Source organism: Mesorhizobium sp. M1027 (genome assembly GCF_040318745.1).
Taxonomy (GTDB): domain Bacteria; phylum Pseudomonadota; class Alphaproteobacteria; order Rhizobiales; family Rhizobiaceae; genus Mesorhizobium.
The window spans coordinates 307,316-329,089 of record NZ_JAMYMW010000003.1 but is presented as its reverse complement, the minus strand read 5'-3'; the positions used below and the strand labels follow the sequence as shown (position 1 = coordinate 329,089).

18 protein-coding genes are annotated in these 21,774 nt (G+C 63.7%); 13 read left to right on the top strand and 5 right to left on the bottom strand.

Features of this window, described 5'->3' with window-relative positions; all coding sequences use genetic code 11:
- Nucleotides 1-244 precede the first annotated feature (244 nt).
- Nucleotides 245-1,351: a trypsin-like serine peptidase gene (locus NKH50_RS08665; RefSeq protein ID WP_352877942.1), complete on the top strand. Its 1,107-nt coding sequence runs from the start codon at nucleotides 245-247 to the stop codon at nucleotides 1,349-1,351.
- A gap of 148 nt (nucleotides 1,352-1,499) precedes the next feature.
- Here the strand turns inward: NKH50_RS08665 and NKH50_RS08660 are convergent, their stop codons facing one another.
- The 3 genes from NKH50_RS08660 to NKH50_RS08650 form a co-directional block, all read right to left on the bottom strand.
- Nucleotides 1,500-2,204, bottom strand: a complete 705-nt coding sequence (locus NKH50_RS08660) for a DUF4760 domain-containing protein (RefSeq protein ID WP_352877939.1) — start codon at nucleotides 2,202-2,204, stop codon at nucleotides 1,500-1,502.
- Nucleotides 2,201-2,581, bottom strand: coding sequence for a hypothetical protein (locus tag NKH50_RS08655; protein ID WP_352877937.1), 381 nt, complete (start codon nucleotides 2,579-2,581; stop codon nucleotides 2,201-2,203). Before NKH50_RS08655 ends, NKH50_RS08660 begins: the two co-directional genes overlap by 4 nt.
- A 101-nt stretch (nucleotides 2,582-2,682) precedes the next feature.
- Nucleotides 2,683-4,884 carry a caspase family protein gene (locus NKH50_RS08650; RefSeq protein WP_352877935.1) on the bottom strand — a complete coding sequence of 734 codons (2,202 nt, stop codon included), beginning with the start codon at nucleotides 4,882-4,884 and terminating at the stop codon, nucleotides 2,683-2,685.
- Nucleotides 4,885-5,092: 208 nt separating this feature from the next.
- Between NKH50_RS08650 and NKH50_RS08645 the strand changes: the two genes are divergently transcribed.
- The gene (locus tag NKH50_RS08645; protein ID WP_023675234.1) at nucleotides 5,093-5,497 is read left to right on the top strand and encodes a Fur family transcriptional regulator; all 405 of its coding nucleotides are present in this window, start codon (nucleotides 5,093-5,095) and stop codon (nucleotides 5,495-5,497) included.
- A 110-nt stretch (nucleotides 5,498-5,607) separates the two neighbouring features.
- Here NKH50_RS08645 and polA read toward each other — a convergent pair whose 3' ends face one another.
- Nucleotides 5,608-8,556, bottom strand: coding sequence for a DNA polymerase I (gene polA / locus NKH50_RS08640; RefSeq protein WP_352877933.1), 2,949 nt, complete (start codon nucleotides 8,554-8,556; stop codon nucleotides 5,608-5,610).
- A gap of 443 nt (nucleotides 8,557-8,999) precedes the next feature.
- Here polA and NKH50_RS08635 point away from each other — a divergent pair, with 443 nt between their 5' ends.
- The 5 genes from NKH50_RS08635 (at nucleotide 9,000) to NKH50_RS08615 (ending at nucleotide 14,895) form a co-directional block, all read left to right on the top strand.
- Nucleotides 9,000-10,385 carry a M20/M25/M40 family metallo-hydrolase gene (locus NKH50_RS08635; protein WP_352877930.1) on the top strand — a complete coding sequence of 462 codons (1,386 nt, stop codon included), beginning with the start codon at nucleotides 9,000-9,002 and terminating at the stop codon, nucleotides 10,383-10,385.
- Between the two features lie 103 nt (nucleotides 10,386-10,488).
- Complete coding sequence (locus NKH50_RS08630) at nucleotides 10,489-11,109, top strand: ribonuclease D (protein ID WP_023675237.1); 621 nt, start codon at nucleotides 10,489-10,491, stop codon at nucleotides 11,107-11,109.
- Between the two features lie 43 nt (nucleotides 11,110-11,152).
- Entirely contained in the window at nucleotides 11,153-11,404 is a 252-nt protein-coding gene (locus NKH50_RS08625; protein WP_352877927.1) for a hypothetical protein, read from the top strand.
- Nucleotides 11,405-11,828: 424 nt separating this feature from the next.
- Nucleotides 11,829-14,081 (top strand): transglycosylase domain-containing protein, encoded by a 2,253-nt coding sequence (locus tag NKH50_RS08620; RefSeq protein ID WP_352877925.1) that lies wholly within the window; start codon nucleotides 11,829-11,831, stop codon nucleotides 14,079-14,081.
- Nucleotides 14,082-14,142: 61 nt separating this feature from the next.
- The gene (locus NKH50_RS08615; protein WP_254816795.1) at nucleotides 14,143-14,895 is read left to right on the top strand and encodes an SDR family NAD(P)-dependent oxidoreductase; all 753 of its coding nucleotides are present in this window, start codon (nucleotides 14,143-14,145) and stop codon (nucleotides 14,893-14,895) included.
- A 177-nt stretch (nucleotides 14,896-15,072) separates the two neighbouring features.
- On the opposite strand, the gene NKH50_RS08610 is transcribed toward NKH50_RS08615, so the two are convergent.
- On the bottom strand, nucleotides 15,073-15,522 hold the full coding sequence (locus NKH50_RS08610; RefSeq protein WP_352506618.1) for a baeRF12 domain-containing protein: 450 nt from the start codon (nucleotides 15,520-15,522) through the stop codon (nucleotides 15,073-15,075).
- Between the two features lie 435 nt (nucleotides 15,523-15,957).
- Between NKH50_RS08610 and cysG the strand changes: the two genes are divergently transcribed.
- From cysG to NKH50_RS08580, 6 genes are all read left to right on the top strand, one after another.
- Nucleotides 15,958-17,409, top strand: coding sequence for a siroheme synthase CysG (cysG, locus tag NKH50_RS08605; RefSeq protein ID WP_352877923.1), 1,452 nt, complete (start codon nucleotides 15,958-15,960; stop codon nucleotides 17,407-17,409).
- Nucleotides 17,406-17,711 carry a DUF2849 domain-containing protein gene (locus tag NKH50_RS08600; RefSeq protein WP_352702663.1) on the top strand — a complete coding sequence of 102 codons (306 nt, stop codon included), beginning with the start codon at nucleotides 17,406-17,408 and terminating at the stop codon, nucleotides 17,709-17,711. Before cysG ends, NKH50_RS08600 begins: the two co-directional genes overlap by 4 nt.
- A 73-nt stretch (nucleotides 17,712-17,784) precedes the next feature.
- Entirely contained in the window at nucleotides 17,785-19,455 is a 1,671-nt protein-coding gene (locus NKH50_RS08595) for a nitrite/sulfite reductase (RefSeq protein ID WP_352506615.1), read from the top strand.
- Complete coding sequence (locus NKH50_RS08590) at nucleotides 19,430-20,194, top strand: phosphoadenylyl-sulfate reductase (RefSeq protein ID WP_352506614.1); 765 nt, start codon at nucleotides 19,430-19,432, stop codon at nucleotides 20,192-20,194. The genes NKH50_RS08595 and NKH50_RS08590 overlap by 26 nt, the downstream gene beginning before the upstream one ends.
- Nucleotides 20,195-20,409: 215 nt before the next feature.
- Nucleotides 20,410-20,946, top strand: coding sequence for a DUF934 domain-containing protein (locus tag NKH50_RS08585; protein WP_254816801.1), 537 nt, complete (start codon nucleotides 20,410-20,412; stop codon nucleotides 20,944-20,946).
- A 136-nt stretch (nucleotides 20,947-21,082) separates the two neighbouring features.
- On the top strand, nucleotides 21,083-21,703 hold the full coding sequence (locus tag NKH50_RS08580) for a DJ-1/PfpI family protein (RefSeq protein WP_023675247.1): 621 nt from the start codon (nucleotides 21,083-21,085) through the stop codon (nucleotides 21,701-21,703).
- Nucleotides 21,704-21,774 lie beyond the last annotated feature (71 nt).

Here is a 21,774-nt window from a genome sequence, read left to right as displayed (position 1 = left end):
GCCAAACCCGCCCAAATCTATAATCCCCCACGGGCTATGTGGAAGCAATTTGTCGTTGCCAATGTTGGATTATTTTAGGCAGTATACCGTTGCGGGCATTTTTGGCGGGGACCTAAACTGGCTGCACTGAATAATGGCCCGGTAAAGGCGCCGACAACCAAACTCATTTTTCGGCGCCACCACGATCTCGACAATATTTCTATATCTTGATCCAGTCCTTGCTGACTTTTGGGAGAGTCTCACCATGACAAAACTGACACAGTGCATTATTGCGTCCGCGTTGCTTTCCACCGCAATGTGGGCGGTTCCTGCCTTGGCTGCCGAGCCAGGTTCCGCCAACGCCGGCAACGGCGAAAGCATGCGTGACGTGACATCGGGCGATTACAAGCCTGGCCGGGCGAAGCCGATCGCCCCGCCGAAACTGGAACCGATCGCCCCGCCGAAACTGACTGAGGACGAGGCCAACCGCGCCGCGCCGCTCACCGACGAAGCAACGGCCGTCAAATCCTATGGCATCGTCGGCCGCTCCGCCGATGGCAAGGACATCAAGATCGATCCGAACGAGACGCTGAAGGACCTTGTCATCAAGGAAATGAACGCGCCCGCCGAGGGACAGAAGTCCGAGAATTCCGGGCTGAGCGGAGGCGAAGAGGCAGGCCGCCAGGTGTTCGGGACGGACGACCGAGAGCAGATCAAGAATACCAAAACCTACCCGTTCACCGCGATCGGCTACCTCGAAGGCAAATCGAAGAGCGGCAGCTATGGCAGCTGCTCGGCGACGCTGATCGGCCCGCGCACGGTGCTCACCGCGGCGCACTGTCTCTACAGCCACGAAGACAAGGCCTGGCTGGACGATATCCTGTTCGTGCCGGCTCTCAACGGCAAGACTGCCGACGACGCACCGTTCGGCGCCTTCACCTATGAAAGCGCCTATATCGTCCAGGGCTTCATCGACAATTATCAGGGCTTTTACGGCTCGGTCGTGCCATGGGATCTCGGCATCGTCACCTTGAAGCAGGATGTCGGCACCAACCTCGGCTGGCTGGGCTATGCCAATTATGTGGATCTCGGCGACTTCACCGCCAACATCGTCGGCTATCCCGGCGACAAGCCGATGGGCACGATGTGGAAGGCGACCTGCGAAGTGCTCGCCGAACACATCGCCACCGAGTATTTCCAGTACGACTGCGACACTTATCCAGGATCGAGCGGCAGCTCGGTCTACGCTTATGACAATGGCTCAAAGCAGCGCGTCATCACCGGCGTGAACGTGGCCGAGAGCCCGGATGCCAACACCGCCGTGCGTCTGAACGCCATCAACGTCCAGTGGATCAACAGCCTGTACAAATAAGCCTGCAGAGTTTCCGCCGCGATCGTCGGAGCGGGTTATCTATTAGCCGCATTTCTGCGACGCCAAGTGTGATCACACTCTGCTGCAAAAATGCTCCAATCAAAGGCGGCGGCAGAGCATTTCCGTCGCCGGCTTCGCATTTTCGGGACTATCTGGGCTGGGCCGAGGGTGGCGCCTGGCGGACATAGTTCTCGATCGGCTGGGCGAAAGTCGGTGAACCGGCCTTGCGCTCCTTGTCGATATAGCCGGCAAAATAGCTCCAGAAGGAAGCGGCATAGTCGCGGAAATAGGAGTCGGCGACCTCACGCGAGCACAGCCCGCCTTCGACGCAGGAGGAAAGGCGGTTGAGGAAATAGACGATGCGGTCGAAATTGTCGCTGAACTCGGCAAGCGGCATGTCGCCGCCGGTAGCGCTCATCGCTTCGATGCCGATGCGCTGTCTGAACACCTGTTCCTCGGTCGGCGTCGGATTGGCACTGAGCAGATTGCCGTATTTGGCGTTGAGCGCCGCCAGGCGTTGCTTGAGGGCCCGTTGCGCCTGCTGGTAATCCTTGCTTTCCCAGAGCTCGACCAGCGACATCGTTTGCTCGACGCGCTTCGGCTCCTGGTTCGCCAGGAACTGGTAGACCGAAAAGATCAAGGTGAAGATGATCGCCAGGCGCACCAGCAATCCGGACCAGGCATAGACGAGCATGCGCCAGTCGCGATCGGTGAATGGGTTCGCCTCCTTCTTGACCTCGTGATTGCTCACCCACGGCAGGCCTTCGACGGTTTCCGGCAGCGACACCGGCTTCTTTTGCGGTACCGGCGCCGTCACTGCCTGCTGCGTTGCGTTGCCCCCCGCTTTCGTCATCCGCAACTGTCCAGTTCTATGGTGGCGGACGGGTCGAGCACGATGCCCGGCGTCTCCAGCTTCTTCTTCAGGCAATCCAGCTGCGCCCGCGAAACGATGAACTGCACGTCAGGCGCCACCTGCGCCTTGCCCGGCGACGGCAATGGTTCGACCACGCCGCGGGAGGTGCAACTGCTGAGATCGACCACGACGGCGGCGTTGCCGGTTTTGGCGATCTGGTCGTACTGGTCGAGAAAGCAACTCGCCAGTTCGGAATTGATGACGACCTCCTTGGCGCAGAGGCCGCAAGCCTCGTCCGCCGAAGCAACGGCGGCCAGCAACAGCCCGGCGACAAGGCCGGCGGTTGTTGCGCGCCACGAAAATACGGTCCTGTTCACGAACGCCCTCATCCGTTCCGTTCGGCCGCCGACAGCGGCGGTCGAGAATGTTCATTATCAGCCGATTAGGCAAGAGGCCCGGCCGGGCACCTGACCCCGCCTCAGGCGCGCGGCACCGTCTCCATCGGGAAGATCATCACGGCGCCCTTCGATCCCTTGTCGTCGGTCAGCCGCATGGCCGAACGCGTCGCCGGCGCCATGCCGATATCGGCCAGCATATCGGAGAAGCTTGGCTGTCCAAGTCCGCGCGTTACAGAGACAACCCCCTCTTGCGCCAGGAAACTCAGATCCTGCTTCTCGCTCTGCGGCGGCGCCTCGGTCAAGACGGCGATCATCCGCTCCATGCCGAAGCTGGTATCGGTGAATTTGAACAGGCCTTCCTCGAGCACGGCGCCTTCGGTCAGGCGCTCGGCAAGAAAATGCTGGATGGAATAGTCGGAGCCGACGTAGAGCACGTTGATGTCGACCAGGTTGGTCGAACTGTTCCTGGCCAGCACGTGGACCTGATCGTCGGGCGAAACACGCGGCACCTTCGACGGTTCGATCGGCTGCAGCGTGTCGGTGTCAAAACGCTTGATCCGGAACTCGACGCTGACCTCTTCCGGCCGATAATCGGAAGCGGCGGCCAGCCTCGACAGGCCGATGGCGCGGAAGATTTTCGTCAGGTTCTTGGCCGCTGCATCGACCAACTTTTCGCGGCCGTCCGGATGAATGACGATCAGCGGCGGCTTGCTGCCGTCCTTGAGCGTCATGTCGCCCGAAGCCGGCAGGAACCACAGTGCCGACGCGTCGGTGGCATCTTCGGCGGCGCCGGCGATTGCATTCTCGCGCAGCACGGCGAGACGCAGATCGGCGCTCTTGCCCGGCTCGACCAGCGCGATGTGGAAGCCTGAGTTCTCCCTGGCCGCCAGATCGTCGAGAACCGAGTTCGCCAGCGCGGCCTCTTTCTCGAGGCCTTTGGTCGCCGCCGGCCGCGCAATCACGAGCTTGTAGTCGACGGCGAGCTCGGCGAGCCGGGCATAGGCATTGGCGGGGATGTCGGCCAGCTTGAGCGCCGGCTTGCCGCCGAACTCGACCGGCTTGACCCGGCTTTCCAGGTTTTTCGCCGACTGAACCTGGAGATAGCCAAGCGCCTCGGACAGCGGCGACAGCGCCGACGGCAATATTGCGAGCCTGCTGCCGGGGGTGAGGCGATGCAGCAACCCGGCGCCGATCGTGGCTTTGTCGTTCTCGATGACGATCGGCCATTGCATGACCGCGTCTGTCTTGTCGGTGCCGAAGACGCGGGCGTCGAGTTCCCCTTCGAACAGCGGCGTTGGCCGGGTGCGGCCGTCCGCCGAATATTGCTGCAGCACGGCCTGGCCGAGCTGGCGATAGGTGATGTTGGGGTTCTCGGCCAGTTTCGACAGGATGGTGAAGGTGAACAGCCCGAAACGCGGTGCATCGGCCGTGCCCTTGGGCAGCGGCATCTCGGGCGTCGTCTCCACCGTCTGCGCCGCGTAGAAGGCGACCAATTTGCCCTTGGTGGTCGGCTCGGCGCCGGTCGGCGTCAGCTTGAACGCCGGCTTGCGCTGCCCGTCCTCCTCAAAGCCGCGCGGCGCGGCCGACGCAATCTCGTCATAGGCTTTCACCGCAGCCGCCCTGGCAGCGTCGTCGCCGCCGACCAGATCGGCGAACTCGACCTTGCGTTCCAACTCGTCGTCGACCTCGGCGGCGCGCGTCGCCGTGCCGGAATGGCAGCAGTCGAACACGGCCCAGATAAAGGCGCCCTTGTCGCGAATAGCGTCGAGCGCGGTGCCGATCTCGTTGTCGACCAGCGCATTGGGCACGCCCTTTTCGCGGTTGACCCATTTGTCGGTGTCGGACGGCAAGAAAATCTCGTCGAGGCCGTCCGTCTCGTCGCCCTTGTTCGCCGCCGGCTGCTGCGCGCCGTGACCGGACAAATGCAGGTAGACGAAATCGTCACGCTGGACCTTGGCGGCAAGATCGGCGAGTGCTGCCTTGATCGCCGCATGTGTCGGCGGTCCGTTGGCGCCTTCGACATCCTTGGCGAGCAGCGCGACGTTTTCGGCTGAAAACTTCACCGGCGCGGGCGTGTACTTCAGGAGGTAATCGCGCACCAGGCCGGCATCGTTCTTCGGTCCGATCAGCCAGTTCTTCTTCGGCAGGTTCGGATAATCGGTGCAGGCAACAAGCAGCGCATGGTAGGTGCGCGCCGCTGCGAATGCCCGAAACGGCACCAGGCCGGCAGCGGCCAGCGCGGACGTGCCGGCAAGCAGCGTCCGCCGCGTCACTTTGATCATGATTGCTTCCCCAAGCCCGATCGAATTTCCAAGCACGGCCAGCCTGGCCGAGGATGTCAGTATTTTGAATATGGCGTCGCCGGCCGGCCGACCATCGGCTGCGAATACAAACAGTAGCAAAAAAGGCAGTTCGTCGCTATCTCAGTGGAAGAGGCCGGATTGCATGCCTAATGGCAGCGATCGGCACGGAGCGGCTTGGAACGGGATCATGGCGGCAAGGGATGTACTGACGAAGAACCAGCTTTGCGTGCTCGAGAAACTCGAGGCCGCCAGCGGACCGCTCAGCGCCTATACTTTGCTCGACCAATTGCGCGAGCGCGGTTTTCGCGCGCCGCTGCAGGTCTACCGGGCGCTCGACACGCTGGTGAAATCCGGCTTCGTGCACAGGCTCGAAAGCCTCAATTCCTTCGTCGCCTGTGCCGAGCCGCACGACCACAGCCATTCGATGACGGCGTTTGCCATCTGCGACACCTGCGGCCAGGTGACCGAGTTCTCCGACCACGATGTCGGCCACCGGCTCGACGAATGGGTGCGCTCGACCGGCTTCGCCGCCAAGAAGGCGGTGATCGAGTTTCGTGGGACATGTGCGAAGTGCTTGGCCGAGGCGGCTTGAAGGCCGGTTAGGCCGCAACATAGCGGTGGCGACCTTTTGATGTCGGCAGGACAGAGGGGGCGCGAAAGATCGCTACAGATTACAATTGGTCGGCCGCGGACGTCCGCACGCTAATGCGCCTCTTCCCAGTTGTTGGCGGCGCGGGCGTCGACGTGCAGCGGCACCGACATCGATACCGCCGGCATGGCGGCGTTCTCCATGACGTGGCAGACGACCGGGATCGTCGCCTCGACCTCGGCTTCGACGGTCTCGAAGACCAGCTCGTCATGCACCTGCAGCAGCATGCGGGCAGAAAGCCTGGCTTTTTCCAGGGCATCGTCCATGCGGATCATGGCGCGGCGGATGATGTCGGCGGCGGTGCCCTGCAGGCGGGCGTTGATCGAGGCGCGCTCGTTGAAGGCACGGACCGAAGGATTTGACGATCTGATTTCCGGATAGTGGATGCGGCGGCCGAAAATGGTTTCGACATAGCCGTGCTCGCGGGCATAGGCCTTGGTCGCATCGATATAGTCGCGGATGCCGGGGAAACGCTCGAAATATTTCTTGATGTAGTCGCCGGCTTCCTCGCGCGCGATCGACAGCTGGTTGGCGAGGCCAAAAGCGGAAATGCCGTAGATGATGCCGAAATTGATCGCCTTGGCACGGCGGCGCACTTCCGAAGGCATGCCCTCGACCGGCACGTTGAACATTTCAGACGCGGTGATGGCGTGGATGTCGGCGCCGTCGGCGAAGGCCTGCTTGAGCTGCGGGATTTCGGCGACGTGGGCGAGCACGCGCAGCTCGATCTGGCTGTAGTCGGCGGAAACCAGCTTGTTGCCCTTGTCGGCAATGAAGGCCGTCCTGATCTTTCGGCCCTCGACGGTGCGCACCGGAATGTTCTGCAGATTGGGATCCGAGGACGACAGCCGCCCGGTCGTCGTTGCGGCAAGCGCGTAGGAGGTGTGGACGCGCTTGGTGTCGGGATGGATGAAGCCGGGCAGCGCATCGGTATAAGTCGATTTCAGCTTGGTCAGCTGGCGCCAGTCGACGATCTTGCGCGGCAATTCATGGCCTTCGGCGGCGAGGTCTTCGAGAAGCTGCGCCGAGGTCGACCACTGGCCGGTCTTGGTTTTAGAACCGCCGGGCAGGCCCATCCTGCCGAACAGGATGTCGCCGAGCTGTTTTGGCGAGCCGATGTTGATGCGCTCGCCGACCAGCTGGTAGATTTCGTCCTCAAGCCGTGCGGCACCCTGTGCCAGTTCGCCGGAGAGCCGCGACAGGATCTGCCGGTCGACGGAGATGCCGCGCTGTTCCATCCGCGCCAATACCGGCACCAGCGGCCGTTCCAGCCGTTCATAGACCGAGACCAGGCCCTTGGCGGCAAGCCGTGGCTTCAGCACCTGCCAGAGCCTGAGCGCGACGTCGGCGTGCTCGGCGCCGTAAGCCGTCGCCTTGCCGAGGTCGGCCTGATCGAGGCCGACGAAGCTTCTTCCCGAACCGGCCAATTCCTTCAGCGGAATGGTCGCGTGGCCTAGCCATTTATCGGCCAGCGCCTCCAAGCCGTGGCCGCCGTGGGTGCCGGCCTCGAGCACGTAGGAGATCAGCATGGTGTCGTCATAAGGGCCGATCTCGATGCCGTGACGGCTCATGACGACAAGGCGGTATTTAATGTCGTGCACGATCTTGAGGACGGATTTGTCCTCGAGCAGCGGCTTGAGCAACGCCAGCGCGTCGCGGACCGGGATCTGGTTTTCGACCGCGCCGCCGCCGAGCAGGTCGCCATTGCCGTTTTTATGGGCAAGCGGCACATAGGCGGCATGGCCAGGCGCGACGGCCATGGCAAGGCCGATCAGTTCGGCCCGCATCGGATCGGGCGAGGAGGCCTTAACGTCGAAGGCGACGATGCCTCTCTCCATCGCCTCGGCGATCCAGACCTTCAGCGTCGCGGCGTCGCGGATGCAGGCGTAGGCGCTGGTGTCGATCTTGCGGGTGGTGGCAGCCTCCAGGCGAAGCGCCGAAAGCAGCGATGGGGTGTCGCCTTGCTTGGCTGCAGCCGGGGCTTCGAGCGCCGCTTCGTCCGGCGGCGGTGCGCTCTCGGCGGCGGCGGGCAGGCCAAAACCCATATCGGGGCCATGCGCGGTATCGGCACGCTCTATGGTGACGGGAGTGGCTGGAACATCGCCCGCGTCGGTTCCGGTCGCTTCGGCCACGCGGCGGGTCAGCGTCGAGAATTCCATGGTCTTGAGAAAGCCGATCAGCCTGGGGCCGTCCGGCGCATGCAACACGAACTCGTCAAGCCCTTCGGTCACCGGCACGTCGTTCTTCAACCTCACCAGGTCACGCGAAATGCGCGCCTTGTCGGCATTGGCGATGATCGATTCGCGCCGCTTGTCCTGCTTGATCTCGCCGGCGCGGGCGAGCAGCGTGTCGAGGTCGCCGAACTGTTCGAGTAATTGCGCCGCCGTCTTCGGCCCGATGCCGGGGACGCCCGGCACATTGTCGACCGAATCGCCGGTCAGCGCCTGCAGGTCGATCATCTTCTCCGGCGGCACGCCCCATTTCTCGATCACCTCGGAAACGCCGATCTGGCGGTCCTTCATCGGGTCGTACATGGCAACCGTTGGGCCGACCAGCTGCATCAGGTCCTTGTCGGAGGAGATGATGGTGGTGTCGGCGCCGGCTTCGCAGGCAAGCCGGCAATAGGTGGCGATCAAATCGTCGGCCTCGTAGCCTTCCGTCTCGAGGCAAGGCAGGTTGAAGGCCCTGGTCGCCTGGCGGATCAGGCCGAATTGCGGGATCAAATCTTCCGGCGGCGCCGAGCGGTTGGCCTTGTATTCGGGGTAGAGATCGTTGCGGAAGGTCTTCGACGAATAGTCGAAAATCACGGCGAAATGCGTCGGCACGATGCCGACATCGGTGTTGCGGGCGTCCTGCGTCAGCTTCCAGACCATGTTGCAGAAGCCGAGCACGGCACTGGTCGGCAGCCCGTCGGACTTGCGGGACAGCGGCGGGAGCGCGTGATAGGCACGGAAGATGTAGCCGGAGCCGTCGACAAGGAAGAGATGATCGCCTTTTTTCATGCCACGAGGGATAGCGCGGCGCAGCGCCGCGGTCCATGCCAAAGGCGGCTTCCGCCAAGGGTTCCGGTAACACCCTGACAAATGGCGTGCGAACTTGGCCGGCCCTGCCGGCTTGGCCGCAGCTTTGTTCGCTCACGCCTATGTTACAAAAGTGTAATTTTTGTGCCCTTGAATCGCCACGTTCGCAGACACAGATAAAACGCATCGGCAGTTTTCGCCGAAGTCCGGAGTAAGGCCCGTCCCCCGCCTATCCCGGACACTTGCGGCAGCCTATCCCCCCTCTCCGGGCTGCCGCATCGTTTCGAGTAAAGGCCGCCGTGGTTCCCCTCCACCACGGCGGCATTTTTTTGCCGTTGGACAGCAAGCTGTGGCCCAACGGTCGCGGGCTTTCCGTTTCGCCGCATGGGCTCTAGATTTGCCGCCAGAATCGAAAGGCCCGCCAGATGTCCGCAGTTTCCCCTGTTCTCGACCGCCTAGACAAGAACTTCGACCAGAGCCTGGAACGCCTGTTCGGCCTGCTCAGCATCAAGTCGATCTCCACCGATCCGGACTACGCCGCCGACTGCCGCAAGGCCGCCGAATGGCTGGTCGCCGAGCTCAAGCTGATCGGCTTCGACGCCAGCTTGCGCGACACGCCGGGGCATCCGATGGTGGTCGCGCATCACGATGGGCCGGCGGGCGCGCCGCATCTGCTGTTTTACGGCCATTACGACGTCCAGCCGGTCGATCCGATCGAGCTGTGGGAAAGCGACCCGTTCGCGCCGGCGGTCAAGGAGATCGAGCCCGGCCACAAGGTGATCACCGGCCGCGGCGCGGCCGACGACAAGGGCCAGCTGATGACCTTCGTCGAGGCCTGCCGCGCGTGGAAGCAGGTGCATGGCGGATTGCCGTGCCGAATCACAATCCTGTTCGAGGGCGAGGAGGAGTCCGGATCGCCGTCGCTGAAGCCGTTTCTCGAGGCGAATGCGGATGAGCTCAAGGCCGATTTCGCGCTGGTCTGCGACACCGGCATGTGGGACCGCGATGCGCCGTCGATCTGCGTCTCACTGCGCGGGCTGGTCGGCGAGGAGATCACGGTGACTGCCGCCGACCGCGACCTGCATTCCGGGCTCTATGGCGGTGCGGCCGCCAATCCGATCCGCATCCTGGCAAAGATCCTGGCCGACATCCACGATGCCGATGGTCACGTCACCATTCCAGGTTTTTATGACGGCGTCGAGGAAACGCCGTCGCAGATATTGCAGTCGTGGCTGTCGCTCGGCGAGACGGCCGAGACCTTCCTCGGCCCGATTGGCCTGTCGATCCCGTCCGGCGAAAAGGGCCGCTCGGTGCTCGAGCTCACCTGGGCGCGACCGACGGCCGAGTTCAACGGCATTATCGGCGGCTATACCGGCAAGGGCTTCAAGACGGTGATCGCCGCGCAAGCCTCGGCAAAAGTCTCCTTCCGGCTGGTTCACAAACAGGATCCGGAAAAAATCCGCGCCGCCTTCCAGGCATTTGCCAGGCAGCGCGTGCCAGCGGACTGCTCGGTCGAATTTCATCCGCATGGCGGCTCGCCGGCAATCCAGCTTTCCTACGACTCGCCCTTCCTGGCCAAGGCCAAGCAGGCGCTGTCCGACGAATGGCCGAAGCCGGCGGTGGTGACCGGCGGCGGCGGCTCGATCCCGGTGGTCGGCGATTTCCAGACCTATCTCGGTATGGAATCGCTGCTGGTCGGTTTCGGCCTCGACGACGACCGCATCCACTCGCCGAACGAGAAGTACGAGATGAGCTCCTTCCACAAGGGCCAGCGCTCCTGGGCGCGCATTCTCGAGGCGCTGACACGCTGAAATTGCGCCAGACTCAAGTTTTTGTTGATTTTTCGCCGGATCGCGGCAAGGACGGGCACGGTCCGTCGCGCATCGCTGCACGGGGCCGCGACCGGAGAAGACGATGAGCGACATACGTTTCCACAAAAACGATCTGCCCGGCCTGCTGCATTACGATGTCGGGGCGGTCGCCATCGACACCGAGACGCTAGGGCTGAACCCGCATCGCGACCGGCTCTGCGTCGTCCAGATCTCGCCGGGCGACGGCTCGGCCGACGTCATCCAAATTGCGCCCGGCCAGAAGAAGGCGCCGAACCTCGTCAGCCTGCTCAAGAACCGCAGCATTACCAAGCTTTTTCATTACGGCCGCTTCGATCTCGCCGTGCTCTACAACGCCTTCGGCGTCATGCCGGAGCCGGTGTTCTGCACCAAGATCGCGTCGCGGCTGACGCGCACCTACACCGACCGGCACGGGTTGAAGGACATCTGCTTCGAGCTTCTCGGGGTCGGCCTGTCGAAGGCGCAGCAATCATCCGACTGGGCAGCCGAGACGCTGTCGCCTGAGCAGCTCGAATATGCCGCCTCCGACGTGCTCTACCTGCACCGGCTGCGCGACGTACTGAGCGCGCGTCTGGCGCGCGACAACCGGACCAGGGAGGCCGATGCCTGCTTCCGCTTCCTGCCGACGCGTGCGAAACTCGACCTGATGGGCTGGGATGAAGAGGACATCTTCGCCCACAGCTAATGGCCTTCTGGCACTTTAACGCCGTCGGCCGGGAGGAATTGACATGGCTGCGCGAAAACCAATCGAGACGGCACCCAAGGACGGTTCCAAGGTCACCGTCTACTGGCAGGACAGCGACGGCGTGATGAACGAGAGCATCGCGCAATACCGTTCGCTCGACCGGCTGAAGGCGGCCGGCGGCGACTGGGACGAAAGCGATGCCGGCTGGTGGGCCTATACGGACAGCCATACGCAAAGGAAGATCGAGCCAATCAGCTGGCGGCCGGCCTCCGACGACCCGGACGCGGCCGACTGAGGGTTGTCGCAACGGTCGAACTCGGCGCTGCCCTTCAGCCCCCAAGCTCCTTGTCCCCGTGAGAACGGGCGAGAAGGGGCTTTGCCGCAACGCCGGCGATCTCCCCTCGCACCGTCTTTCACGGGGAGAGGGTAAGGGTGAGGGGCAGCGCAACCGAACGATTATTGTGCGGCAACGCGTATTTTGTTCTTGCTTTGTGCCGGCAGCTATGCTACTAATCTCGCTATGGTGCTCATTGGCTCCAACAACCCGCCCGCCGAGGCGGGTTTTTCATTTCCGGCTTTGGCGCTGTCGCGGGCCGCGCCTGCTCCGCAAACGGTTGAATACACTTTACTTCGATTTTTCCCGACTTAACCCGCCCTTAAATCGCCGCATCTAGTCTTCAACCCCAACGCCATAAGCATCGGGGAAGACAGCACAGCGCATGGCGAACCGGAAAGACAACCGCATCGAGCCCAGCTTCGAGGCATCGCCGGGGGCGAGATCCTCGGCCGGTTTTTCGGTGAGCGAGGAGGACCGCGTCGTGCCGAGCAACCGTAAAGCCGCTGCAAAGCGCAAATCGACCAAGGCCAAGCCGTCTCGTGGCGGGCGCGGCAAGAGCCGGCGCGGCGTGTTCGGCGTGCTTGGCCGGCTGTTCTACTGGTGCTTCGTGCTGGCCATCTGGGGCGGCATCGCCACTGCCGGCATCGTCGTCTATTACGGCGCGAAAATGCCGGCGGCCACCACCTGGGCCATTCCCGATCGCGCCCCCAACATCAAGATCGTCTCGGTCGACGGCCAGCTGCTTGGCAATCGCGGCATGAGCGGCGGCGAGGCCGTCGGCCTGCACGAAATGTCGCCCTATATTCCCGAGGCCGTCATCGCCATCGAAGACCGCCGCTTCTATTCGCATTTCGGCATCGACCCGATCGGCCTTTCCCGGGCCATGGTGACCAATGTGCTGGGCGGGCATTTTTCGCAGGGCGGCTCGACGCTGACCCAGCAGCTGGCCAAGAACCTGTTCCTGACGCCGGACCGCACGCTGGAACGCAAGGTGCAGGAAGTGCTCTTGGCGCTGTGGCTGGAGCACAAGCATACGAAGGACCAGATCCTCGAAATGTACCTCAACCGGGTCTATTTCGGCTCTGGCGCCTATGGTGTCGAAGCAGCCTCGCGCCGCTATTTCGGCAAGAGCGCGCGTGACGTCACGCTGTCGGAGGCGGCACTTCTCGCCGGCCTGCTCAAGGCGCCGTCGCGGCTGTCGCCGGCGCGCGACCCGAAGGCGGCCGAGCAGCGCTCGCAGCTGGTGCTCGCGGCGATGCGCGACGAGGGCAAGATCAGCGCCAAGGAGCAGACCACGGCAATGAGCGCGCCGGCGACACGCGCGCCGTCGTACTGGACCGGCTCGGAAAACTACGTCGCCGATACGATCATGGAAGAACTGCCCGACCTGATCGGCGACGTGCGCCGCGATATCGTCGTCGACACAACAGTCGATCTGACGCTGCAGAAGCTCGCCGAGCAATCGATCCGCCGGCTGATCGACCAGAGCGGCAAAAAACTCAATGTCAGCCAGGGCGGGCTGGTGTCGATCGACAATTCCGGCGCGGTGCGCGCGATGGTCGGCGGTTACGACTATTCGACCAGCCAGTTCGACCGCGCCTCGGAAGCGCGCCGGCAGCCGGGCTCGGCGTTCAAGCCGTTCGTCTATATGGCGGCGCTGGAATCCGGCCGCACGCCCGACAGCGTGCGCAACGACGCGCCGATCAAGATCGGCAACTGGACGCCCGACAATTACGGCGGCAAATATTTCGGCAAGGTGACGCTGGCGACGGCGCTGGCAAAATCGCTGAACTCGGTGGCCGCGCAGCTAACCATGGAAGTCGGGCCGAATGCGGTGGTCGAGGCGGCGCACCGCATGGGCATCCAGTCCGAGCTGACGGCCAACACCTCGATCGCGCTGGGCACCTCGGAAGTGACGCCGCTGGAACTGACCTCGGCCTATGTTCCTTTCGCCAATGGCGGTTACAAGCCGGACATCCATTTCATCCGCCGGGTCACGACGAGCGACGGCAAGGTGCTCTACGAAAACAATGGCGGCGGTGCGCCGCGCGTCGTCAAGCCCGATGTCGTGGGTATGATGAACTCGATGATGACCGGCACGGTCGAGATCGGCACTGCCAGGAAGGCGGCGTTCGCCTGGCCGGCGGCCGGCAAGACCGGCACCAGCCAGAATTCGCGCGACGCCTGGTTCATCGGCTATACAGCCAATTTGACCACCGGCGTCTGGTTCGGCAACGATGACGGCAGCGCGATGAAGAAGGTCACCGGCGGCGCGCTACCGGCGCAGGCCTGGCACGAGTTCATGGTCGCCGCGCATGAGGGCGTGCCGGTGCGGCCGCTGCCTGGAACCTGGAAGTCGACGCCGCCCGACACCATCGTCCCGGACGACATACCGTCCGACACGGCGCCGCCGGCGCCGGTCGCTTCCGTCGGCCAATCGGCGCCGCCAACAGCAGCTACCCAGCCGGCCTCGCGTCCCGGGCGTCCTGCCGAGACGGTCGATGCCGGCGGCCTGGCCATGCCGGGCGTCGACAGCGCCACCGCATCGATCAAGCACCCGGTGCCGCCCGGCGAAGTCGGCGGCCCGGTCAAGAAGCGGCAGACCTCGATATTGGATATTCTGACGGGCGGCTGAGGCTGATCCCCCTCGCAACCGCGACCGTGTTCCGCTACATGTCCGCCTGGAGACAAGCGACATGGCTGAACTCGACACCAGAAAGACCATCGTGCTGACCGGCGCCAGCCGCGGCATCGGTCATGCCACGGTCAAGCGCTTTTCACGCGAAGGCTGGCGCGTCATCACCTGCTCGCGCCAGGCCTTTGCCGAGGACTGCCCGTGGCCGGCCGGCCCGGAAGACCATATCAAGGTCGATCTCGCCGACCAGGAGGATGTCGGCATCGCCATCTCCGAGATCCGCCACCGGCTGGAGGCGCATGGCGGCCAGCTGCACGCGCTGGTCAACAATGCCGGCATCTCGCCGAAGCTCAAGGACGGCAACAGCCGCATGAACTCGATCGACACGCCGATGCATGTCTGGCGCGACGTCTTCCAGGTCAATTTCTTCGCCCCGATCATGCTGGCGCGCGGTCTGTTCAAGGAGCTGGCTTCGGCCAAGGGCTCGATCGTCAACGTTACCTCGATCGCCGGCACCCGCGTGCATCCTTTCGCCGGCACCGCCTACGCGACGTCGAAGGCGGCACTCGGCTCGCTGACGCGCGAAATGGCACATGATTTCGGCCCGCACGGCATCCGCGTCAATGCGATTGCGCCGGGCGAGATCGATACGGCGATCCTGTCGCCGGGCACGGAAAAAATCGTCGAGACGATCCCGCTGAGGCGGCTGGGCACCACGGCGGAAGTTGCCGACATCATTTTCTTCCTGTGCTCGCAGCAGGCGTCCTACGTGACCGGCTCGGAAATTCACATCAACGGCGGCCAGCACGTTTGAGCGGCTGAGTTTTGTCAATCGTCGGCGCTGCCCCTCATTCCCTGCCGGGACCTTCTCCCCGTGAAGAACGGGGAGAAGGGGGATCCCCAGCGCTGGCGACCCCCTCTCCCCATCCTTGACGGGAGGACCTGCTCCAGCCTGGGATTAATAAGGAAATTGCACGCCGCCGATGCCCGATCAGCTCGCCTGCAGCAGGCTCTCGATATCGGATATGCTGTGGTTGGTCAGCGTCTTTGGAATTTCGGCCGTTAACTTGTCGGTGACCTCCTTGTGCAGTTTCCTGCGCATGTCGCCCAGCACCGGCGGCGGCGCGATCAGCACGATCTCCTTGAATGTGCCGCGATGGGCGAGCTTGTAGAGCCTGTCGGCAATCTCTTCGGCAAAACGCTCCTTGCCGAGACGGTGCCAGTCGGTGTCCTCGACCGCACTGCGGTGGATTGAAGGGCCGTCGCTGTAGCGGCCGGGGCGGTCCGTGCCTTGTTCTCGGGTTGCCGGATTTTCCTGTTCCATCTCGTGCACGACTTGAAGGTCGGGATATTGGACGTCTCCACGGTTCTCGAGGAACAGCGCCTTTTCGCCATCTGCCACCACGATCCACAGTCCGCGTTTCAGTCTGACGTTGCTCATGGGGCGCTCCTTTTTGATTTTCGAACCCACCGCCGGGCCTTTGCCGCAGGGGTGTGACCGGCCCGGGTCCATAGGGCAAACGCGTACCGAGGCGGGAATGTTCCGGCACTCGGACCCGGTGCTCCGACAGGGTCGGCGAGAGCGCGGGCTGCCGTCGATCGCTCGGTCAGCATCCGGCGGCTTAATCTACTAAATTGATAGAATTTAGAAAAATCTGGTTTGTGGTTAGCTCCTCCGGCCGCTAAAAAGGCAGCGGATCAAGGGCTGCAACAGCAGCTTCAATCTGCTCCGCATTTGAATGTGGAATATTTTTCTCTTGGCCTTCATGCTTGCAGAAAAGAGATTGCCTGCTACGAAGCGATGCGCGAGTGGGTGCCTTCTGGTTTTTCGCGCCCCCGCGTAGAACTGACAAACGGTTCCAGGATTCCGCTCGTCATGCCGCAAGCCACGCCCAAGCTCAATGCCTTTCCCGTCTTCATGCGGGTCGAGGGCGAAGCCATAGCTATCGTCGGCGGCGCAGAGGAAGCGCTGGCCAAGGCGCGGCTGCTCGCGCAGTCGAGCGCTGTGCTGCGCATCGTCAGCGATGAAACAAGCCCGGAGCTGCTGGCCTTTATCGCCGAGACCGGGGCCGCCCACATCGCCGACGCCTATGATGCAGCACATCTCAACGGTGCGGTGATGGTGTTTGCCGCCAGTGGCGACGCGGCGCTCGATCGCCGCGTTGCCGAGGATGCGCGCCGGCTGGGCATTCCGGTCAATGCCGTCGACCGGCCGGAGCTATGCGATTTCTTCACGCCGGCACTGGTCAACCGCGCGCCGGTCGCCATTGCCATCGGCACGGAAGGTGCCGGCCCGGTGCTGGCGCAGATGCTGCGCAGCCGCATCGACCGCATGCTGTCGCCGTCGCTCGGTCCGCTCGCAGCGCTCGCCGCCTCGTTTCGCGATACCGCCGAAAGACTGCTGCCGAAGGGCAATGCCCGCCGCCGCTTCTGGAGCGATTTCTTTGGCGGCGCGCCAGCCCGCGCTGTCGAGGCCGGCGAGCTTTCGCAGGCGCATGATGCGGCCGTCCGCCTGCTGCTTTCGAAAGAACCGGCATCGGGCCATATCGCGCTTGTAGGCGCCGGTCCAGGCGCCGAGGACCTTTTGACGCTGCGCGCCCATCGCCTGCTGATGGAAGCCGACGTGATCGTCCATGACGCGCTGGTGCCGGAGGCGATCGTCGCCATGGGCCGCCGCGATGCCGAGCGCCTGCCGGTCGGCAAGCGCAAGGGCTGCCATTCCAAGAGCCAGGCCGAGATCAATGCGCTGCTGGTCGAGCTTGGCCACGCCGGCAAGCGTGTCGTGCGGCTGAAGTCCGGCGACCCGCTGGTGTTCGGCCGGGCCGGCGAGGAGATGGCGGCGCTTCGCGATGCCGGCGTCGCTTACGAAGTGGTTCCGGGCGTCACCGCCGCCTTCGCCGCCGCCGCCGATTTCGAGCTGCCGCTGACGCTGCGCGGCGTGTCGTCGTCGATGGTGTTCACCACCGGCCATGACCTCAAGGGCAATTCGCTACCCGACTGGGCAAAGCTCGCCATTTCCGGCGCGACGGTCGCCGTCTATATGGGCCGCTCGGTCGCCGCCGAGGTCGCCGGCCGGCTGATCGAAGCCGGCCTGTCGCCCGATACGGCCGTCGCCGTGGTCGAGAATGCCAGCCTTGCCAACCGCCGCCGTTTCCACGGCACACTCGCCGACCTGCCGTCGCTGGAGGCGCGCGCCGACCTCAGCGGCCCGGTGATGACCATCATCGGCGACGCGGTGGCCGGCGCCAATTTCGAACGGTCCGAGCCGCTGGCGGCACACAGGCAGCAAAGCGTGGCCCGTGCTGCGGCGCAAGGAGTGAACCAATGAAAGTCCTGACCGCGAACCGCCTCGCCGACGGCATAGCCGTCTGGTACGCCAATGGCGGCTGGGCCGAGACCATCGACCATGCCGATATCGCCCATGACAAGGCGGCCGAGGACCGGCTGGAGGCGATCGGCGCCAAGGCCTCCGCCGCCAACGAAGTGGTCGACGTCAACCTGATCGACGTGACCGTGGCCAACGGCACGGTCGAAGCGGTCCGGTTGCGCGAAAAGATCCGTGCCGCCGGCCCAACCACCCGCAACGATCTGGGCAAGCAGGCCCGTCCGCATGCCGCGCGCGCGGCATAGATGACACAAGCATGATCCCGATCATGCTCGAACGAAGAAAATAACGGGCGGACGCGCCCGGAAAGACCTGAATATGTACCGTTACGATGAGTTCGACCACGATTTCGTCAAGGCCCGCGTCGCCGAGTTCAGCGACCAGGTCGCGCGGCGCCTTGCCGGCGAGATCACCGAGGACCAGTTCCGGCCGCTGCGGCTGATGAACGGCGTCTATCTGCAACTGCATGCCTACATGCTGCGCATCGCGGTGCCCTACGGCACGCTGAACAGCAAGCAGCTGCGCATGCTCGGCCACATCGCCCGCAAATACGACAAAGGTTATGGGCATTTCACGACGCGCCAGAACATCCAGTTCAACTGGCCGGCGCTGTCGGACATCCCGGCGATCCTGGCCGATCTGGCAAGCGTCGAGATGCACGCCATCCAGACCAGCGGCAACTGCATTCGCAACGTCACTGCCGACCATTTCGCCGGCGCCGCCGCCGACGAGGTTGCCGATCCGCGCCCCTATGCCGAAATCCTGCGTCAATGGTCGTCGGTGCATCCGGAATTCTCGTTCCTGCCGCGAAAATTCAAGATCGCGGTGACCGGCGCCGAGCGCGACCGCGCCGCCATCCAGACGCATGACATCGGCCTGCACCTGAAGAAGAACGCCGCCGGTGAGCTTGGTTTCGCCGTCTATGTCGGCGGCGGCCAGGGCCGCACGCCGATGGTCGCCAAGAAGATCCGCGATTTCCTGCCCGAAGCGGATCTGTTGTCCTACTGCACGGCGATCCTGCGCGTTTACAACCTCTACGGCCGTCGCGACAACAAGTTCAAGGCGCGCATCAAGATCCTGGTCCATGAGACCGGCGTCGAGGAGATCACCCGCCAGGTCGAGGCCGAATGGCAGGCGTTGAAGGACGCCGAGCTGAGGCTGCCGGAAGAAGACATCCGCGCCATCGACGCCTATTTCGCGCCGCCTCCGCTTGTCGATCGGCCGGAAGGCGACGAGGCGGTCAAGCTTGCCCGCCTCGACTCCAAGAGCTTTTCCGAATGGCTGGACCAGAATGTGGTCACCCATCGCCATCCCGACTACGCGGCGGTGACCATCTCGCTCAAGGGCATCGGCGAGACGCCGGGCGATGCCTCCGACAGCCAGATGGAAGCGGTCGCCGACATTGCCGAAAAATATTCATTCGACGAGCTGCGCGTCAGCCACGAGCAGAACCTGATCCTGCCGCATGTCGCGCGGGCCGACCTCAAGGCGGTCTATGACGCGCTTGTCGATATCGGGCTGGCGACGGCCAATTCCAACCTGATCAGCGACATCATCTCCTGCCCCGGCCTCGATTATTGCGCGCTGGCGACGGCGCGCTCGATTCCCGTGGCGCAGGAAATCTCGCGGCGCTTCGCCTCACTGGAGCGCCAGCGCGAGATCGGCGAATTGAAGCTGAAGATTTCCGGCTGCATCAATGCATGCGGCCATCACCATGTCGGCCATATCGGCATCCTCGGGGTCGAGAAGAAAGGCGCCGAGCTCTATCAGGTGACGCTCGGCGGCTCGGCCGACGAGAACACCTCGGTCGGCGAGATCATCGGCCGCGGCTTTAGTTCGGAAGAGATCACCGATGCCATCGAGCAGATCGTCGAGACCTATCTCGGGCTTCGGCTGGACAGAAACGAAAGATTCATCGACGCCTACCGCCGTGTCGGTCCCGCGCCGTTCAAGGAGGCGCTCTATGCTGGCGAAGCCAAGGCCGCTTGACCGTATTGTCGACGTCGAGGCCGGCATCGCCGCCCAAGCGGCGGGTCTCGACGCGCTCTACGGCCATCTGAAGCCGCTGGAGATCATCGAGCGGTCAACCCGGGAATTCTTTCACGGCGAAATCGCCGCCGTCTCGTCCTTCGGCGCGGATTCGGCGGTGCTGCTGCACATGATCGCCGAGATCGACCGCACGCTGCCGGTGATCTTTCTCGACACCGGCAAGCATTTCGAGGAGACGCTCGGCTATCGTGACGCGCTGGCCGCCGATTTCGGGCTGACCGATATCCGGGTGATCAGGCCCGACGATGCGGCGCTGGCAAGGATCGACCCGACCGGCAATCTGAACGAGACCGACACCGACGCCTGCTGCGACGTGCGCAAGGTCGAGCCGCTGGCGCGCGGCGTCGAGCCGTTCCGCGCCTGGTTCACCGGCCGCAAGCGCTTCCAGGCGGCGACCCGGGCAGCGCTCCCGGTGTTCGAGGCGGTCGGCTCGCGCATCCGCATAAATCCGCTGGCGCACTGGACGACATCGGACCAGGCCGGCTACATGCGCGCACATGCGCTGCGTGAAAACCCGCTGGTCGCCTATGGCTATCTGTCGATCGGCTGCTTCCCATGCACGCAGCCGGTGCAACCGGGCGACGACGCGCGCAGCGGCCGCTGGGCCGGGCACGCCAAGACCGAATGCGGCATCCACTTGTCGGGTTTGGAAAGGTCGCTGACTGACGCCTCACTTTAGGGCATATTGATATTCAGCCAGCCTGCAAATGGCGGCTTCCTGCGCTTCCGATGCTCGCGTACCAAAGAGTACGCTCCGCTCCGGTTTTCGGAAGCCACGCAGTTTGGTCGCTTCGCGCCCGCCTTCGGCTCCGGCTCGGCCTGACCTGAATCTCAACGCACCTGAGGTGCCCCGCACTTTAGACTCTAGACTCTTTGGACTTGGGAATTTTCTTGATGAGCGACTTGATAGCCGAAAACGGCACGCGGCTGTGGACACCGGATGGGTTCCGCGAGGACGAGTGGGTTCATGCCGAAAGCGCCGAGGCGCTGGTCGGCAATGGCCGTTTCATCCTGCCGTTGCAGGCGTTTCTCGGCCTCGATCCGGAGGTGCGGCGGTCGGCGAAGGAACGCATCGGCGTGCTGCTGCAGCCCGGCGACCAGCTCGACAAGATCGCCGGCCTGCTCGACCAGCTGTCACTGGTGGCGTTAGCCTTTCCGGCGTTCAATGACGGCCGCTCGTTCTCCAAGGGCGAATTGCTGCGCAGCCGTTACCACTTCACCGGCGCCATGCGCGCCACCGGGCAGGTGCTGATCGACCAGCTGCCGCATATGCTGCGCCTCGGCTTCGACGAATTCGAGATCTCGCACCCGGTGCTGCTGAAGCGGCTCGAGCAAGGCCGCACAGGCGGACTGCCGCTGTTCTATCAGCCGGCGGTGAAGCCGGAGCCCAAAGGCCCGAAATATTCCTGGCGGCGGGTGCGCCCCGGCTGATCCGCTCCAGAGGGCCAGAAGCCTGTCTGGTCGGAGCACACTCCCGATTCAGCCTTTTATTTTGCGCCTCTCCGCCTTAGGATAAGCCCATTATTTCGCGATCCGAATAAATGTGGCCACAAGGGAGGAACCGGGTATGGCTGGCAAGAAGATATTGATGCTCGTTGGCGAGTTCAGCGAGGAGTACGAGATTTTCGTCTTTGAACAGGCCATGCATGCGGTCGGCCACACGGTCCATGTCGTTTGCCCCGACAAAAAGGCCGGCGATATCCTGAAGACCTCGCTGCACGACTTCGAGGGCCACCAGACCTATACGGAAAAGCTCGGCCACGACTACATCCTCAACAAGACGTTTTCCGAGGTCAATCCCGCCGACTACGATGCCGTCTACGCGGCGGGCGGGCGCGGGCCGGAATATATCCGCATCGACAAACGCGTGCAGGCGCTGGTGCGGCATTTCCATGAGACGGGAAAGCCGATCTTCACCATCTGCCACGGCGTGCAGATCCTGATCGCAGTCGACGGCGTCGTGCGCGGCCGCGAAGTCGCGGCACTGCAATATTGCGAGCCGGAAGTCACGCTGGCCGGTGGCATCTATATCGATGTTGCGCCGACCGGCGCCCATGTCGACGGCAATCTGGTGTCGGCCAAGGGCTGGCCGGGCCTTGCCGCGTTCATGCGCGAATGCCTGAAAGTGCTGGGCACCGAGATCCGCCAAGGCGAGATCCTGATGCGCGACCAACGCCAGGCGGCTTAAGCTCGGAATTTGGAGCCTGCCGCACCCCTAACGCATGTCGCGCAAAAGTGTGTTCAGCGGTTTTGCGATAA